At 63.8% G+C, this 16,090-nt stretch carries 15 protein-coding genes and 1 pseudogene; 9 read left to right on the top strand and 7 right to left on the bottom strand.

All coding sequences use genetic code 11. From position 1 onward, the window contains the following. Positions 1-98: 98 nt before the first annotated feature. Both NKJ77_RS28545 and NKJ77_RS28540 read left to right on the top strand, forming a co-directional pair. Positions 99-1,763, top strand: a complete 1,665-nt coding sequence (locus NKJ77_RS28545) for a Na/Pi cotransporter family protein (protein ID WP_023672443.1) — start codon at positions 99-101, stop codon at positions 1,761-1,763. Between the two features lie 95 nt (positions 1,764-1,858). Beyond that, complete coding sequence (locus tag NKJ77_RS28540; protein ID WP_352536145.1) at positions 1,859-3,040, top strand: MFS transporter; 1,182 nt, start codon at positions 1,859-1,861, stop codon at positions 3,038-3,040. A gap of 7 nt (positions 3,041-3,047) precedes the next feature. Here NKJ77_RS28540 and NKJ77_RS28535 read toward each other — a convergent pair. Then, positions 3,048-3,604, bottom strand: a pseudogene (locus NKJ77_RS28535) (GNAT family N-acetyltransferase). A gap of 109 nt (positions 3,605-3,713) precedes the next feature. Beyond that, positions 3,714-4,163: a GatB/YqeY domain-containing protein gene (locus NKJ77_RS28530; RefSeq protein WP_031197556.1), complete on the bottom strand. Its 450-nt coding sequence runs from the start codon at positions 4,161-4,163 to the stop codon at positions 3,714-3,716. A 257-nt stretch (positions 4,164-4,420) separates the two neighbouring features. Here NKJ77_RS28530 and carA point away from each other — a divergent pair, with 257 nt between their 5' ends. The 3 genes from carA to NKJ77_RS28515 are packed head-to-tail and all read left to right on the top strand — an operon-like array spanning position 4,421 to position 6,344. Beyond that, complete coding sequence (carA, locus tag NKJ77_RS28525) at positions 4,421-5,638, top strand: glutamine-hydrolyzing carbamoyl-phosphate synthase small subunit (RefSeq protein WP_031195351.1); 1,218 nt, start codon at positions 4,421-4,423, stop codon at positions 5,636-5,638. A gap of 59 nt (positions 5,639-5,697) precedes the next feature. Beyond that, positions 5,698-5,949 carry a type II toxin-antitoxin system RelE family toxin gene (locus tag NKJ77_RS28520; protein WP_023748196.1) on the top strand — a complete coding sequence of 84 codons (252 nt, stop codon included), beginning with the start codon at positions 5,698-5,700 and terminating at the stop codon, positions 5,947-5,949. A gap of 11 nt (positions 5,950-5,960) precedes the next feature. Continuing rightward, a complete protein-coding gene (locus tag NKJ77_RS28515; protein WP_023831373.1) occupies positions 5,961-6,344 on the top strand; it encodes a helix-turn-helix transcriptional regulator in 384 nt (127 codons plus the stop codon). Positions 6,345-6,353: 9 nt separating this feature from the next. Here the strand turns inward: NKJ77_RS28515 and NKJ77_RS28510 are convergent, their stop codons facing one another. From NKJ77_RS28510 to ypfJ, 3 genes are all read right to left on the bottom strand, one after another. Then, positions 6,354-7,274, bottom strand: a complete 921-nt coding sequence (locus tag NKJ77_RS28510) for an aldo/keto reductase (protein ID WP_023831374.1) — start codon at positions 7,272-7,274, stop codon at positions 6,354-6,356. After that, a complete protein-coding gene (locus NKJ77_RS28505) occupies positions 7,271-8,536 on the bottom strand; it encodes a TCR/Tet family MFS transporter (RefSeq protein WP_023831375.1) in 1,266 nt (421 codons plus the stop codon). Before NKJ77_RS28505 ends, NKJ77_RS28510 begins: the two co-directional genes overlap by 4 nt. Positions 8,537-8,712: 176 nt before the next feature. Continuing rightward, a complete protein-coding gene (ypfJ, locus tag NKJ77_RS28500) occupies positions 8,713-9,648 on the bottom strand; it encodes a KPN_02809 family neutral zinc metallopeptidase (protein WP_352536144.1) in 936 nt (311 codons plus the stop codon). A gap of 188 nt (positions 9,649-9,836) precedes the next feature. On the opposite strand from ypfJ, the gene NKJ77_RS28495 reads away from it, so the two are divergent. Then, positions 9,837-11,903, top strand: a complete 2,067-nt coding sequence (locus NKJ77_RS28495) for a hypothetical protein (RefSeq protein ID WP_031195352.1) — start codon at positions 9,837-9,839, stop codon at positions 11,901-11,903. Between the two features lie 18 nt (positions 11,904-11,921). Here the strand turns inward: NKJ77_RS28495 and NKJ77_RS28490 are convergent, their stop codons facing one another. Further along, positions 11,922-12,110, bottom strand: a complete 189-nt coding sequence (locus NKJ77_RS28490) for a hypothetical protein (RefSeq protein ID WP_352536143.1) — start codon at positions 12,108-12,110, stop codon at positions 11,922-11,924. Positions 12,111-12,201: 91 nt separating this feature from the next. Next, positions 12,202-12,657, bottom strand: coding sequence for a manganese-binding transcriptional regulator MntR (gene mntR / locus NKJ77_RS28485; protein WP_023672433.1), 456 nt, complete (start codon positions 12,655-12,657; stop codon positions 12,202-12,204). A gap of 256 nt (positions 12,658-12,913) precedes the next feature. On the opposite strand from mntR, the gene NKJ77_RS28480 reads away from it, so the two are divergent. From NKJ77_RS28480 to NKJ77_RS28470, 3 genes are all read left to right on the top strand, one after another. Beyond that, positions 12,914-14,272, top strand: coding sequence for an Nramp family divalent metal transporter (locus NKJ77_RS28480; RefSeq protein WP_023691522.1), 1,359 nt, complete (start codon positions 12,914-12,916; stop codon positions 14,270-14,272). Positions 14,273-14,325: 53 nt separating this feature from the next. Beyond that, positions 14,326-15,183 carry a protein-L-isoaspartate O-methyltransferase family protein gene (locus tag NKJ77_RS28475; protein ID WP_352536142.1) on the top strand — a complete coding sequence of 286 codons (858 nt, stop codon included), beginning with the start codon at positions 14,326-14,328 and terminating at the stop codon, positions 15,181-15,183. A 116-nt stretch (positions 15,184-15,299) separates the two neighbouring features. Then, on the top strand, positions 15,300-15,950 hold the full coding sequence (locus tag NKJ77_RS28470) for a dihydrofolate reductase family protein (protein ID WP_352536141.1): 651 nt from the start codon (positions 15,300-15,302) through the stop codon (positions 15,948-15,950). Positions 15,951-16,090: the final 140 nt, after the last annotated feature.

Below are 16,090 nucleotides of genomic sequence, written 5' to 3'. Positions count from 1 at the left end.
TTGTTCAAGACTGTCATGACCATGATTCGCAGCCCCGTTTTCCTTCCTGCACTGCGCGCCCTCCGCGTCGCGGTCCCTGTCTGCGTGCGGGTTTCGAAATGAGTGGCTCCGTCGTCCTGCTGCATCTGGCGGGCGCGGTGGCGCTGATGCTGTTTGCCACCCGCATGGTCAAGACAGGCGTCGAGCGCGCCTATGGCGACGTGCTGCGTCACCGGCTGCGCTCCACCATGCGCAATCCGATCATGGCGGTGCTGGCCGGCTGCGGCCTGTCCATCGCGCTGCAGAGCTCGACCGCCGTCACGCTTCTCGTCGGCTCCTTCGCCGGCGCCGGCATTGTCTCGGGCATGTCGGGCCAATTGGCGGTGCGCGGCGCCGAGATCGGCTCGGCGCTGGTGGTCAAGCTCTTGACCTTCGATCTGACGCTGCTGGTGCCGATCTGCCTCGTCGCCGGCACGGTCATGTTCATGGCCACCGAGCGGCGCGATTGGCGCCAGTTCGGCCGTATCCTGGTCGGCATCGGCCTTTTGGTGCTGTCGCTGGAAATGATCGGCCAGGCCTCGGAGCCGCTGCGGCAGAGCACGCTGATGCCGCTCATCATCGAATATTTCTCCAGCGACTACGTCACCGCCTATCTGCTCGCCGCGCTCGTTACCTGGCTCTTCCACTCCTCGATCGCCGCCGTGCTTTTGATGGTGACGCTGGCCGGCCGCGGCTTCATCCCGCCCGAACTCGGCATCGTGCTTGTGCTCGGCGTCAATCTCGGCTCGTCGATCATTGCGCCGCTGCTCACCCGAAGTGCCGAACCTGGCGTGCGCGTCGTGCCGATCGGCAATCTGTTGATGCGCGGCATGGGCTCGCTGGTGATGCTGATCCTGTTCATGACGCTGAAGCCACCGGTCGCCTTCCTCGGCGCCACCGTGCCCGACCAGATCGTCAACGCCCACATCCTATTCAATGTGCTGATCCTGCTCGCCGGCCTGCCGCTTGCCAGCCTGATCTATCGTGCCTCTGAGAAGATCGTCGCAATGGGCACCAAGCCAGCGCCGGCTACAGAGCTCGATGTGGTCGAACTCTCCGCCCTCAACGACGGCGCGCTCGACGTTCCGAGCCAGGCGCTGGCCAACGCCACCCGCGAGGTGGTGCGCGTCTGCGAGACGGTCGAGATCATGCTCAAGCGCATCATCGAGCTGTATGAAAGCGCCGACGGCGACAAGATCAAGGCGCTGGCCGCCCTTGACGACCGCGTCGACAGGAAGCACGCGGCGATCAAGCTCTATCTGGCCAAATTGACCAGGAACTCGCTCACAGAGGACGAGGCGCTGCGCTGCCAGGAGCTGATAGGCGCCTGCGTCAAGCTCGAGCAGGTCGGCGACATCATCGTGCGCAACATGCTGGTGCATGTGAAGAAGAAGTTCGAGCGCGGGCTGGAGTTCACGCCCGAGGGCTGGAGCGAGCTGCTCGCCTTTCACACCTCGGTGCTGGCCAATGCCAGGCTTGCCTTCAACGTGCTGGTGTCGCGCGATCCTGAGACCGCCCGCCAGCTGGTGCTGGAAAAGGACCGGCTGCGCGACCGCGAAAAGGAAACCAGCGCCAGCCATTTCGTGCGCCTGCGCGACGGCACCGCCAAGAGCGTCGAGACAAGTTCCATCCATCTCGACACCATCCGCGACCTGAAGCAGATCAACTCGCTGCTGGCGTCGATGGCCTACCCGGTGCTGGAAGAGCGCGGCCTGCTCGGCGGCTCCAGGTTGAAGGCTAGCTGATCAAGAAAACCTAAACCGGCCGCAAAAATTTCTGCATTGCCGGCAAGCGCCATCCATGATTTGAGGCCAACTCATTCAAGGATCGCTTCCGCGCCATGCTTCCGCTCATTGCCCTGTTCATCGCCGCCTTCGCTTTCGGCACCACCGAATTCGTCATTGCCGGCGTGCTGCCGCAAGTGGCCGACGGCCTTGGCGCGTCGATCCCGACCTCCGGCTACCTCGTCTCCGGCTATGCCGGCGGGATCGCGGTTGGCGGCCCATTGCTGGCGCTCGCCACCAAGGGCATTTCCCGCAAGACGCTGCTGCTTTGCCTGACCGTCGCCTTCACCATCGGCCAGGCCGCTTGCGCGCTGGCGCCCGATTTTACCTCGATGCTGCTCTTGCGCATTGCGGTCGCCGTCGCACACGGCGCCTATTTCGGCGTCGCCATGGTGGTGGCGGTCGGCCTCGTGCCCGAGGACAAGCGCGGCATGGCCGTGGCTGTGATCCTCTCCGGCCTCACAGTATCCAATGTCATCGGCGTGCCGGCCGGCACCGCAATCGGCAATCTCTGGGGCTGGCGCGCCACCTTCTGGGTGATGTGCGCGCTGGGCGTGGTGGCGTTTGCCGCCATGGCCGCCCTCCTGCCGCGCAAAACGGGCGCATCGAGCCCATCCACCAGCCTTGGCAGCGAGGTTCGCGTGCTGGCGCGCCAGCAAGTCTGGACCTCGCTGATCCTGATGCTGACGTTGATGATCGGCCAGTTCGGCCTGTTCACCTACATCACCCCGACACTGCTTGAGGTGACCCATCTCGACGAGAGCCTGATCCCCTGGGTGCTGCTGCTCAACGGCGTCGGCGCCACCGTCGGCGTCTTTCTCGGCGGCAAGCTTTCCGACTGGAAGCTGATGCCGTCGCTGATCACCATGCTTGCGCTGCACGCGGTGATGTTGGGCGTGATCTATGCCGTCAGCCCCTACCCCGTGCCGATGGTCATCGCCATCGTCGTCTGGGGTGGCCTCAACTTCGCCATCGGCACGCCGATCCAGACCCGCATCCTGGCCTGGACGGCGGACGCCTCCAACCTCGCCTCCTCGCTCATCCCCTCCGGCTTCAATGTCGGCATCGCGCTCGCCGCGTCGGTGGGCGCTGCCATGCTCAATGCCGGCTACGGCTATCGCAGCCTGCCGGTTGTGGGCGCTGCCGCCATGCTGGTGGCGGTGGTGGTGGCACTTGCCTCCTACATCTGGGAGGGGCGCAGCCGGGCAGCGCCGCCGCTGCCGGCACCGGCCGAATAGCGTCGGACTACAAATCGATCCGGAACAACAAACTCTCGGCGCCGCCATACGCGGCGTCCTTGATGAACGGACCGACCACACGGCCACCATTGGCCAGCACCACCTTCTGCGAGGCCGGATTGTCGAGGTCAGTGGTGAGCTCGACATATGGCAAACCAACAGCCCTCGCCTCGTCCAGCATCAGCCGCAGCGCCTCGGTCGCATAGCCTCGTCCGCGCTTCCACGGCGCCACGGCATAGCCGATATGGCCGAGCACATGCGACGGCAGTGCGGCCGTACCGGGCTGCCAGCGAAAGCCGATCGAGCCGGCGGCCTCGCGTCCCAGATCCAGCGCCGGAAGCCGGGCAGCCGCGGCACTGTCGTGCCATTAGGCAAGGTAATCGGGCCTCCTTTGGCCTCGGGATCGTCGAGGCTGGCAAGGAACGCCGCAGGATCCTCGTCGATCGCCGCAAGTTGCTCGCGCGTCGCTTCCATCAGCCGGACATTGTCCGGCGACCAGCCACGCTCGAGCGCCGCCTTGTAGGAGGGCAGATGTTCGAGCGTGGGTTTGACGATTTCGATCATGGTGGGTCTCTCCGGCAGGTCAAGGCTTGCTCGCTTAAGCCGGTGCGGACCGTTTCTTGCCCAGAGGTAATGCCCCTGCTCTCCTTCGCCATTGAAGTGGTGTCGGCTCCTACTGCAGCAGGCCTTTGACGATGCCGCTGGCCTTGCCGAAATCCATCTGGCCGGCATATTTCTGCTTCAGCACAGCGATCACCTTGCCCATGTCCTTCTGGCTGGTCGCACCGGTAGCAGTGATCGCTTCGCGCGCCGCTGCAGTCACCGCCGCCTCGTCCAACTGCGTCGGCAGGAAGCCGCGGATGATCTCCATCTCGCCACGCTCCTGCGCCGCCAGTTCCGGGCGCTTGCCGTCCTCGAACGCCTTGGCCGATTCCTCGCGCTGCTTCACCATTTTGGCCAGGATCTGCAGGATCTCCTCGTCGCTGGCGGGGTCCTTGGCCGAGCCGCGATTGGCTATGTCGCGGTCGTGAATGGCGGCCTGGATGAGCCGCAGTGTCGGCAGCCGGTGCTTGTCCTGCGCCTTCATCGCGCTCTTCAGGGATTCGGCGATTTTTGCGCGCATGATGCTTTCTCCTTCGAACGGTGCGGACAATAACGGTGGCGAACTCGTAAAGCAAACACGCCAAGCCTCTGATATTGTTCGACGAAACAAATGCCCGCCGTTTTGGCCCGGCATCATTGACCGCTCTGGCGCCTTCCCCTATGTACTCGGCCTTGCATAAGAATCGAATTGAAGCGCGCAGGCTCGAGAGATCGGCTGCGCCGTTTGCTGCGCAGATGGCCCGCCATCGAAGCGCGCAGCGTGACAGGAGCGTCGCCATGGCCGAGATGACCCCCGGACTGACCCCGCCTTGGGCAACCGAAAAGCCGACCGCCCTTCTGGTGCTGGCCGACGGCACCGTCATCGAGGGCCGCGGTCTGGGCGCCACCGGTTCCGCCGTTGCCGAAGTTTGCTTCAACACCGCACTTACCGGCTACCAGGAAATTCTCACCGACCCGTCCTATGCCGGCCAGATCGTCACTTTCACCTTCCCGCATATCGGCAATATCGGCACCAATGACGAGGACATCGAGGACTTGAACCCGGTCGCCCGTGCAGGCGCCGTTGGCGCGGTGTTCAAGGCCGATGTCACCAACCCGTCCAACTACCGCGCCGGCACCGGGCTGGACCAGTGGCTGAAGAAGCGCGGCATCGTCGCACTGTCGGGCATCGACACCCGGGCGCTGACCGCGCTGATCCGCGAAAAGGGCATGCCCAATGCCGTCATTGCGCACGTGCCCGACGGCATCTTCGACATCGACGATTTGAAGCGGCGCGCCGCCGCCTGGTCGGGCCTGATCGGGCTTGACCTCGCCAAGGAAGTCACCTCGGGCCAGTCCTCGGTCTGGAGTGAAACGCCCTGGGTGTGGAACGAAGGCTTTGGCGAACAGGCCGAGCCGTCGATGCACGTCGTCGCCATCGACTACGGCGTCAAGCGTAACATCCTTCGCCTGCTTTCCGGCCTCGGCGCCAAGGTCACCGTGGTTCCGGCCGGCACCGGCTCGGAAGAGATCCTGGCCATGCAGCCCGACGGCATCTTCCTCTCCAACGGGCCCGGCGACCCGGAAGCCACCGGCGACTACGCCGTGCCGGTCATCCAGAACCTGCTGAAGGCCGACATCCCGGTATTCGGCATCTGCCTCGGCCACCAGATGCTGGCCCTGGCGCTCGGCGGCAAGACCGCCAAGATGCACCAGGGCCATCACGGCGCCAACCACCCGGTCAAGGATCACACCACCGGCAAGGTCGAGATCGTCTCGATGAACCACGGCTTTGCCGTCGATGCCGACTCGCTGCCAGATGGCGTCGAGGAAACCCATGTCTCGCTGTTCGATGGCTCGAACTGCGGCATCGCGCTGACCGGCCGTCCGGTGTTCTCGGTCCAGCATCACCCCGAGGCTTCGCCCGGTCCGCAGGACTCGCATTATCTGTTCCGCCGTTTCGTCAATCTGATCCGCGAAAAGCGCGGCGAGGAACTGCTGGCCGAACGGGCCTGAGCCCTCTATCAGTGATAATATCGCTTAACCTCGAGCGATAAATCTGCGATATTGCGCGAGTGAAGACGATCATCCTCTCGGTGTCGGCAGCTCGCGATCTCGACAACCTGCCGGCCGATGTCCGCGAGCAGGTCTCTGAAGGTTTGAACACTTATGCCATCAGCGGGCGTGGCGATGTAAAACGTCTTGCCGGCCGAGACGGTTACAGACTTCGGATCGGTCGCTACCGCGTTATATTTGATGAAGATCGCACGACAATCCTAGCGATCTACATCGGCAAGCGCGAAACGACGACCTACAGCCGGCCATAGGACAGCACATCATGAACGCTCCGCAAATCATAAGGACTTCAACCGGGGAAGAACTGGTCGTCATCCCGAAGGCTGACTACGAGGCATTGCTGCATGCCGCCGAAGAAGCCAGAGAAGACGCTGCGGATGTGGCGATCTACGATGAGCGGAAGGCCGAGTTCAAAACTGAAAAGCCCCTGCCCGCCGAGGTGACCATGGATATTTTGCGAGGTTCCAGCCGGCTCAAGGCGCTGCGCAACTGGCGCAAGCTGACGCAGGCCGAGTTGGCTGATGCCATCGGAGTCAGCCAGGGCTTCCTGTCGGACCTTGAATCCAATCGCCGCAAGCCATCGGCGCAAACCGGCACCATGCTGTCGAAGGCATTGGACGTGCCCAGCGAATGGATCGAAGCCTAGTATCTGACCTTACGCCACCGGCCGGCCTTCGCTGGCCTCCAGTATGGCGAACCATTGCTGGCGGTCGAGGCTGATCTCCAGCGCCTTGACCATGGCGGCCAGCCGCTCGGGCTTCATCGTGCCCAGCACCGGCGCCAGCCGCGCCGGATGACGCAGCAGCCAGGCGATGGCGACGGCGGCGAGGTCGCCGGCGCCGATCTCGGCAGCCACCGCCGCGATTGCCGCCCTGACCCGCGCCTCGCGCCCTTCCTTGCCGGTGAACAGCAAGCCGCCGCCGAGCGGTGACCAGACCATCGGCGCATAACCATGCCTATGCGCGTGATCGAGGCTGCCATCCACCAGCGCATTGGTTTTCAGCACCGACATCTCGATCTGGTTGGTGGCCAAGGCAAACGGCAGCCGTGAAGCCAGAAGGTCGAACTGCGACGGCGTGAAGTTGGAGACCCCGACCGCCCTCACCTTGCCCGACTTGACCAGCCCGGCAAGGGCCGCCGCCGTCTCGTCGGCATCCATCAGCGGATCCGGCCGGTGCAGCAGCAACAGGTCGAGATAGTCAGTGCCGAGATTGGCGAGCGAACGGTCGACCGAGGCCGCAATATGGGCCGCACTGGTGTCGTAATGCTTCAGCCGGTTCTGAGGCCGGTTGGCCGATGCCAGAATGATGTCGCATTTCGAGATCAGCTCGATGCTGTCGCGCTTGCCCTTCCAGCGCGACAAGCCGGCGCCAAAGGCAGCTTCCACCTGGTAATGCCCGTAAATATCGGCATGGTCGAAGCTGGTAAGGCCGAGATCGACCGCAGTGCCGATCAGCCGCGCGACCTGATCGGCGTCCGGGCGCGCGGCGCTGTCGAGCAGGCGCCAGGCGCCGAACACCAGCCGCGACAGCGACAAACCGTCCTTGGTCAGCTTTATGCGGCTGTCATGGCTCATATCTGGGCTCCATCTTCCGCAGCGCCGGTGGCAACGCTTTTCACCGCCGTCGGCCTCGCAACTTTCGTTACAAAGACAATGACGGCAAGCGTCAGGAAGCACGCGCCAACCAGATAGGGCGCGCCGCCGAACACCACGGGCGCATTCGGCCCGGTGAACCAGGAAAAGATCGCGGTGTACAGCAGCGGCGTGATGATCGAGGTGATCGAGAAGATCGACGTCATCGCGCCCTGCAATTCGCCTTGCGCCGATGGCGGCACCTTGGCGGCGGCGAGGCTTCTCAGCGGCGGATCGGCCAGTGCTTCCAGGCAGCCGACGACGATCACCGCATAGATCATCCAGCCTTGCGAGGCGAAGGCATAGCCGAAGGCGCTGGCCGCCGTGAAGGTCAGGCCGATCACCGCCGTCTTCCACTCGCCAAGTTTGGGGATCACGCGCGGCAGCACCGTCGCCATGACGATCGCCCCACACAGGCCGAAGGTGCCGAGCGAGAAGCCGATCTGCTGCTCGCTCCAGCCATAGCGGTAGTTGGACACGAACGACCACACCGCCGGATACATCATGTGGCCGAGCGTCATCAGGAAGAAGGCGAGCCCGATCCAACCGATGCCCTGATATTGGCGCATCTGCAGCAGCGTGCCGACCGGGTTGGCGCGTTTCCACTCGAAGCGGCGGCGGTGCTTTTCATCGAGCGTTTCAGGCAGGAAGAACATGGCGATGAGGAAGTTCACGAAGGCAAGCCCGGCGGCAAAGTAAAACGGCACCCGCGGCCCGAACGTGCCGAGCAGCCCGCCCAGCACCGGCCCAATGACGAAGCCGACGCCGAAGGCGATGCCGAGCAGACCGAAATTCTTCGCCCGATTGTCGTCGTTCGAGATGTCGGCAATGAAGGCCGACGTCGTCGAATAGCTGGCGCCCGAAATGCCGGCCAGCACGCGGCCGATGAACAGCATCGGATAGGACCAGGCGATGGCGCAGATCAGATTGTCGATCGAGAATGTTAGCACCGAGGCAAGCAGGATCGGCCGCCGCCCGAAGCGGTCGCTCAACCCGCCCATGATCGGCGCGAAGAAGAACTGCATCGCGGCATAGACGAAGAACAGCCAGCCGCCCTCGATCGCCGCTTCGCTGATGCCGACGCCAGAAAGCTCCCTGAGAAAGGCCGGCAGCACCGGCATGATCATGCCGAAGCCGATAATGTCGAGCAGCAGCGTGGTGAAGACGAGCGCAAGGCCCCGCCTGGCGGTTTTGGGGTCGATCATGATGGCGTCTGCTCCCTGGGACCGCCCTTGGGCGGGCGCCCGTTATAGGCGAGGCGTCACTTTGGAACAATAGGAGAACGCCTCAGGCGTTCTCCTCCTGACATCTGTTGCCGGTGGTGAATCGGCCCGCCGACGGATGCGCTTTGAACCGCGGTCGGCTGGAACTTGCGAGCGCCTCAAACCGGACCGGTCAGCGTGTTGCAATCCGACAGCTTGCCGCTCTTGTAGCCGCGCGCCAGCCAGGTCTGCCTTTGCTGCGACGTCCCGTGGTTGAAGCTTTCCGGAACGACATAGCCCTGCATCTTCTTCTGCAGCGTATCGTCGCCGATCTGCTTGGCGGCGTTGAGCGCCTCTTCGATGTCGCCCTGTTCCAGAATGCCCTTCTGCGCGGTGAAATGCGCCCAAACGCCGGCGAAGCAGTCGGCCTGCAGCTCGATGCGCACCGACATCTGGTTGGCTTCCGCCTCACCCATCGACTGCCGCATCTGGTTGAACTTGGGCAGGATGCCGGTGAGGTTCTGCACATGGTGACCGACTTCATGCGCGATCACATAGGCCTGGGCGAAATCGCCCGAGGCGCCGAACTGCTGGTCGAGCTGCTGGAAGAAGGTGGTGTCGAGGTAGACCTTGTGGTCGCCGGGACAATAGAACGGTCCGGCTGCCGTCGAGGCGGAGCCGCAGGCCGAGCGGATCTGGCCGCTGAACAGCACAAGCTTCGGGTCCTCGTATTTCAGGCCCTGCGACTGGAAGATGCCGGTCCAGGTCTCTTCGGTCTCGGCCAGCACGGTCGCCACGAACTGCTTCATCTCGTCGGAAGCAGGCGTGCCAGCGCCGTCGTCCTGGCCGCCGCTGTTGTCGGTAATCTGGCCACCACCACCCGGCAGCACGCCGCCGCCCTCGCCGGTGCCCAGGATCTGCGACGGATCGAAGCCGAAATACCATCCGGCCAGCACCACGAGGACAACCAGCAGGATGCTGCCGCCGCCGCCGGTGCGGCCGCCGATCGGGATGCGGAACTGGCCAGGGCTGCCGCCGCGGAAACCACCACCGCCGCCGCTGTCGCTGCGCTCGTCCTCGACATTGTCACTCTGACGGCGGCCCTTCCAGAGCATGGCAACTCCCCGTATGCAAATTTTCGGCTGGCCTGGCCGATTGTCGTGGCCCAGTCCGACCCAACAGACAATTATCGCAATGGTTGCGCCAAGTCACAGTATTTTTCGTGGCGGCGGCATCGCGTTCGCACTCTGGTCGAGGCGGCATGCGCGCTGTAGCATCCGGTTCGAACGGGGGTGTCGGGGACTTGCGGACGATCGGTCGATTTCTGCTGCTGGCCGTGGTGCTATGCCTCGGCCCGTCGCCGGCGCGCGCCGTGACGCTCGATTCCAGCGTCGCCGTGACCGACCCCGAGACATTGCAGGCGCTTGAGCGTGGCGGCCTGTCGATCAGCCGCCTGCTCGGCCCGGCGCTGGGTCTCACGCGCGAGGTCGACAATCGCGGCCTGTTTTCGGTGCGCGCGCTGACCCCTGTCCGCAACGCCGTAAAGCAGGAGATCGCCGACGAGCCTGCCAATAGCCCCGATCCTTACGTCGCGGCCATGGCCAAGTCGAAGGACACCAGCCAGAAATTCAACCCGAAATACATCGACGATGACGGCTCGACGCTCGACCTGACCGGGGTCGTCAACCGCATGGACCGCGGCTATCTCGGCCACACCGAATGCGGCGAGATCAGGCTGATCTACCGCTTCCACTATTCGGTGGCGGAGAAGCCCACGAAGGGAAAGACAGCGCAACGCATCTCGTCGCGGCTGCCGCTGACCATGAGTCTAGTCTTCAACGCCAGGCCCGGCGAGGCTCGCCCCCGCGCTTCGAGAGACCGTCCAAGCGCCACCGCCGTTTCCTGTGCCGAAATCGCCAAGCGCTGGCTCGCCGCCGGCCAGAAGAACCTTGCGCCCGAGCAACTGGCAGCCTGGCTGCGCTCCGACGAAGGGCCGCTCTCCAACGCCATGCTGAATTCGTCGCAGATCATGCGGCTTGAGCTGAACATTCAGGTTCTCCGGCTGTCGGCCTCGAGCCGCCGCGACTTCGGTGGCCACGCCGAATATCTCCTCAAGATTTTCAAATGGGACCCAACGACGTCCACCTTCCAGGAATCGAAGATGGAGAACCAGATCGACCGGAAAGTGGTTCTGGCCGACCGGCCGGCCTTCGCCAAATGGCTGCTCACCGACCGCAACATCTACGATCTCGACCGCGGCCGGCTGGTCATCGACGACAAATTCCTGGCGACCAGCGCCGTCTCGGTCGCACCCGGCGGCATGGCCAGATCGCAAAACAACATCGCCTATGGGCTGCTCGATGATGCTGACATCGACAGGGCGTTGCAGGATTATGTCGCCAGGGGCAACACGCTGCGCAGCGTGAAATCGGTGGCCGGGTTCAATCTGCGTCTCAACGAAATGACCTGCACCGGCTGCCACCAGACGCACGGCATTGCCGGCTTCCACTATACAGGCGCCGATCCGGCCAACGAGCCGCGCCGCAACGCCGTCTTCGTCCCCGGCTCGGCGGTGTTCTTCGCCGACCTGCCGCGCCGCCGCGCGATCGTCGAGGACTTCGCCACAGGCGGCCATCCGGATTTCTCACGCGGCTTCGCCGCCCGTCCGCACGCCAAACTCGCCGAAGCGCTGAAAGGCACCGATCTCTACAATGGCTGGGGGTCGATCTGCTACAGTGGCGAGGATACGAGCTTCAAGGACTGGAACTGCGGCGAAAGCCTGCGCTGCGCCGGCGTCCATGAAAGCGACATCCATCCGGGCTTCGGCACCTGCGTCAGCGAGGCGGCCACCGCAGTCGGCGACCCCGTCGAGTTCGGCGAGATCAAGATGTCGAGCTGGGGCAGCGACAAATATTGCCGCCTGTCGCCGGCCACCGCAAAAGCCTGCGCCATCGATCCGGCGCGCGACAAGAAACCGGTAATCAAGCTCGCCGGCTATGGCGCGGCGCGCCAACGCTATGACAACCCCGAGCAGAAGACCGGTGGCTTTCCCGGGGGCATGCTGCGCAAGGCAAGCTGCGACAAGCTTCCCGACGAGGCGACTTGCGGCCGCCTGGCCAAGACCGGTTTCAACGACTGCATCGCGTCGGGCAAGGACCACAAATTCTGCACCAAGGAATTCACCAAGACCGCCGGCCTGCGCGCCTGCGACAAGGCGCATCCCTGCCGAGAGGACTATATCTGCACCGCTGGCTACGACGATCTGGCCGCAGCCAAGCCTGGCAAGGGCTCCTGCATTCCGCCCTATTTCATCTTCCAGTTCCGCGTCGACGGCCATCCGAGCAGCTGGGCGCAGGACACGGAGGAATAAACCGTAGTCTCAACCGGTTCAGATCTTCTGCTTGGTGCCGGCGCTCCTGCCATCCGAGCTTTTGGAGCGTTCCTCGAAACGCGCGGCGCCCTTTTTCAGCGCATGGCCGGTTTCGACCTCGGTCTTGCGTTCGTCCTTTGCCGCTGCCTGCCTCAAACCCTCGGCCGCCTGCTTGCCCTTCGCGGTCGGTGCCTGTTCGACGCCCATGTTTTCCTCCTTGGCGCGCGACAACCACGCGCAACGTCAGGAGCAACGAGCCTGACGTGCGGAGGTTCCAGTGGTGCGGCCCCGGCACCCCTCAGCGCGGCGCGATCATCGCCTTGCGAAAGGCTTCCAGCGTCTCGGCGCTGACATGATGCTCGATGCCCTCGGCATCGATGCGCGCCGTCTCGGCGCTGACACCGAGCGAACGCAAAAACGCTTCTACCGTCTGGTGGCGGATGCGGCTCTCTTCCGCCACCTTGCGCCCGGCGTCGGTCAGGAACACACCGCGATAGGGTTTTCTGGAAACGAGCCCGTCGGCGCACAGCCTGGTCAGCATCTTGGCCACCGTCGGCTGGGCGACACCCAGCCGCGCAGCAATATCGACCTGACGCGCCTCATTGCCGTCCTCGATCAGGTCGGCGATCAGCTCGACATAATCCTCGACCAGCGCGCCGCGGCGCGCTTCGCGCTGCTGCCGGAACCCTTTCGAATGAATCTCGGCGTCAGGCAGCGGCTCCTCGCGTCCAACCGGTCTGTGCTTCAGCGCCAACACGCGCTCCTTCCTATCTTTTGACAAGAATCGGCTTTGGGCAAAGCAATCGCCCTTTGCCATTCATAGCACGGGCTTAACTGTTCCAGCCGTTTATTTCCATTCCATGGTAGGCGCAACCGGCGTTTGCGATCCCCTGCCGGCCTGCCGGTCGGCGAACAGGAAGCACATACAATGAAATATAGCCTATTGCATAATGTTGAGCCCTGGCATAGATAGGATGACGTCAACCGATCCATCCAGTGGAAAGCCCTCCATGTCCGAAGCTGACGCTACCTTGGGATCATCCTGGCGATTTGACAGACCGGAGGACAATCCTCCCAGCCTGCGCGAGGTGAACTCCACGATCGCGGTGCCGCAGTCCGGCGTCTGGTTCCGTCGCCTGTTCGCCTTCATGGGACCGGGCTACATGGTCTCGGTCGGCTATATGGATCCGGGCAACTGGGCCACCGACCTCGCCGGCGGCGCCCAGTTCGGCTACACGCTATTGTTCATCATCATGCTGTCCAACCTGATGGCGATCCTGCTGCAGGCGCTTGCCGCCCGGCTTGGCATCGCCACCGGCCGCGACCTCGCCCAGGCCTGCCGCGCCTATTATCCGCGTCCCGTCAGTTTCGTGCTGTGGATCGCCTGCGAACTCGCCATCATCGCCTGCGACCTCGCCGAGGTGATCGGCACGGCGATCGCGCTGCAGCTTCTGTTCGGCATTCCGCTGATCGGCGGCGCGTTGCTGACGGCGCTCGACGCCTTCATCGTGCTGCTCTTGATGAACAAGGGTTTCCGCTATCTCGAAGCCTTCGTCATCGCGCTTCTGATCATCATCTTCGGCTGTTTCGCCATCCAGATCTTTGCCGCTGCCCCTCCGGTCGGCTCGATCCTGCATTCGATGTTCGTGCCGTCGACGGAGATCGTCACCAATCCGGCGATGCTCTACATCGCCATCGGCATCATCGGCGCCACGGTGATGCCGCACAATCTCTACCTGCACTCCTCGATCGTACAGACACGCGCCTATGAACGGACCGAAAAAGGCAAGCGCGACGCCATTAAATGGGCGACGACGGACTCGACCATCGCGCTCGTCCTGGCGCTGTTCGTCAACGCCTCGATCCTGATCGTCTCGGCGGTGGCCTTCCATGGCACCGGCCATCAGGATGTCGCCGAGATCGGCCAAGCCTTCGAGCTCTTGTCGCCACTGCTCGGCCTCGGCATCGCCTCCATCCTGTTTGCGGTGGCGCTGCTGGCCTCCGGCCTCAACTCGACCGTTACGGCAACGCTTGCCGGCCAGATCGTCATGGAAGGCTTTTTGCGCCTGCGCATTCCGCAATGGGCGCGCCGGCTGCTGACGCGCGGCATCGCCATCGTCCCGGTGGTGGTCGTCACCGCGCTCTATGGCGAAAAGGGCACCGGCCAGTTGCTGGTCTTCAGCCAGGTGGTGCTGTCGATGCAGCTGCCCTTCGCGGTCATCCCGCTGGTGCAGTTCGTCTCCGACAAGAAGAAGATGGGCGACCTTGCCATTCCCCGTGGCGTGGCGGCCCTCGCCTGGGTGGTCGCGGCGGTCATCCTGGTGCTCAACTTCAAGCTGCTCTACGACACCGTCTTCGGCGTTGGCTGATTCTCATTCCCGACCGCGACAAAACGGCGGCTTGCGCTATCTTACCGGCCATCATGACAAGTGTCGAAGACGCCAGGAAATTTTACGCGCAGCTGATGGCGGGCAATGCCGGCTCGGCCGATCCGCGCCTCGAAGAGGCGTTCGCCACCGTGCCGCGCGAGGCCTTTCTCGGTCCCGGACCCTGGGCGGTCGTCGCCGGCAGGGCGCTCACCGCCGGCAACGGCAAGATCATGACGCCGAGCGCCGATCCTGTTCACATCTATCAGGACGTGCTGGTGGCGCTCGATGCCGACAAGGGCATCAACAATGGCGAACCCTCCCTGCACGCCATGTGGATCGGCAGGATCGCCCCCAGACCGGACGAGGCCGTCAGCCATATCGGCGCCGGCACCGGCTACTACACCGCCTTGCTGGCCCGGCTGGTTGCGCCCGGCCCGGTGACCGCCTTCGAACTGGAGGCCGATCTTGCTGCCAGAGCGACAAAGAATCTCGAGACCTACGGCAATGTAAGCGTCATCCACGGCGATGCCGTCACCGGCGATCTGCCGCCGTCCGACATCATCTATGTCAATGCCGGTGTCGTCGCACCGCCGGCTGCCTGGCTGCGGGCGCTGAAAGCGGGCGGCCGCATGATCTTTCCCTGGCGCCCGTCCCAGGGCGTCGGCCTGGCCGTAATGGTGACCCGCACCAAACAAGGTTTTGCCTGCGACCCCTTCATGCGCTCGTGGTTCATCCCCTGCGTCGGCGCCTCGGTCGCCGGTTCGGCGGCCAAAATCCCCGACCTCCAGAAGGCCGCGCGCAGCCGTTCGATCTGGCTGACATCAGACAGGGCGCCGGACCGGACCGCCACCGCCATCATCGGCGATGTCTGGTTTTCGTCGCAGGCGCTTGGCGGCGGGCGACGGCGGTAGGTACTCTTGTCGGCCGCAGCGTTTTTTTGCCAACGCCTGTCGGGCGGCCGCCGGCCTGTCCGTCCTTAGATCGAAATCCGGCCCTGACGGCGCGGATCCTGGAAAAGGAAAATCCAATGCGAAAGATCATCGCCGCTACCTTCGTCAGCCTCGACGGCGTCATGCAGGCGCCGGGCGGCCCGGAAGAAGACCCGGTTGGCGGCTTCGAGTTCGGCGGCTGGACGTTCCACTACTTCGACGAGGTGGCGGGCGTGGCCATGGAGGAATTGTTCTCTAAGCCCTTCGCCCTGCTGCTCGGCCGCAGAACCTACGACATCTTCGCCGCTTACTGGCCGTATCAGAAAGATGCCATCGGAGACGTCTTCAACCCTGCCACTAAATATGTGGCGACGCATCGGCCGGATTCGCTCACCTGGGAAAATACGCAATGGCTTGGAGAAGATATCGTCGCGGCGTTGCGCCGCCTCAAGAAGGAAGATGGGCCTGACCTGCTCATCCAGGGTTCGAGCGAGCTGATCCAGACTTTGCTCGCCAACGGGCTGATCGACGAGATCCGGTTGATGATCTTCCCGCTGCTGCTGGGCAAGGGCAAGCGGCTGTTCGATGGTGGTGCGATGCCCGCCGCTTTCAAGCTGGTCAAGTCGCAGGCCACTACCACAGGCGTCATCATGGCGACCTACGAACGCGGGGGTGAGGTCAAGGTCGGGTCGTTCGCTACGCAGAAGCCGTCAGAGGCCGAGCTCGAGCGGCGTAAGAACTGGAAGTAACAGGGACAGGCTTGGCACCTTTCCTCTCCCCCGATCCACGGGGGAGAGGAAATGCTGTCCGAACCGGATAGATAGGTAACAGAATGGACCGATAGCATGGGTGACAGTTTTCTTGTCCGCCGGAGGACCGGCGATGGTTT

It is taken from the genome of Mesorhizobium sp. M0052, assembly GCF_040323255.1.
Taxonomy (GTDB): domain Bacteria; phylum Pseudomonadota; class Alphaproteobacteria; order Rhizobiales; family Rhizobiaceae; genus Mesorhizobium.
This window is presented reverse-complemented; position numbering and strand designations above follow the sequence as displayed.

Coding starts and splice junctions, on each gene's coding strand:
- NKJ77_RS28545 (WP_023672443.1), top strand. CDS start 99: ATGAGTGGCTCCGTCGTCCTGCTGCATCTGGCGGGCGCGGTGGCGCTG.
- NKJ77_RS28540 (WP_352536145.1), top strand. CDS start 1,859: ATGCTTCCGCTCATTGCCCTGTTCATCGCCGCCTTCGCTTTCGGCACC.
- NKJ77_RS28530 (WP_031197556.1), bottom strand. CDS start 4,163: ATGCGCGCAAAAATCGCCGAATCCCTGAAGAGCGCGATGAAGGCGCAG.
- carA (WP_031195351.1), top strand. CDS start 4,421: ATGGCCGAGATGACCCCCGGACTGACCCCGCCTTGGGCAACCGAAAAG.
- NKJ77_RS28515 (WP_023831373.1), top strand. CDS start 5,961: ATGAACGCTCCGCAAATCATAAGGACTTCAACCGGGGAAGAACTGGTC.
- NKJ77_RS28510 (WP_023831374.1), bottom strand. CDS start 7,274: ATGAGCCATGACAGCCGCATAAAGCTGACCAAGGACGGTTTGTCGCTG.
- NKJ77_RS28505 (WP_023831375.1), bottom strand. CDS start 8,536: ATGATCGACCCCAAAACCGCCAGGCGGGGCCTTGCGCTCGTCTTCACC.
- ypfJ (WP_352536144.1), bottom strand. CDS start 9,648: ATGCTCTGGAAGGGCCGCCGTCAGAGTGACAATGTCGAGGACGAGCGC.
- NKJ77_RS28490 (WP_352536143.1), bottom strand. CDS start 12,110: ATGGGCGTCGAACAGGCACCGACCGCGAAGGGCAAGCAGGCGGCCGAG.
- NKJ77_RS28480 (WP_023691522.1), top strand. CDS start 12,914: ATGTCCGAAGCTGACGCTACCTTGGGATCATCCTGGCGATTTGACAGA.
- NKJ77_RS28475 (WP_352536142.1), top strand. CDS start 14,326: ATGACAAGTGTCGAAGACGCCAGGAAATTTTACGCGCAGCTGATGGCG.
- NKJ77_RS28470 (WP_352536141.1), top strand. CDS start 15,300: ATGCGAAAGATCATCGCCGCTACCTTCGTCAGCCTCGACGGCGTCATG.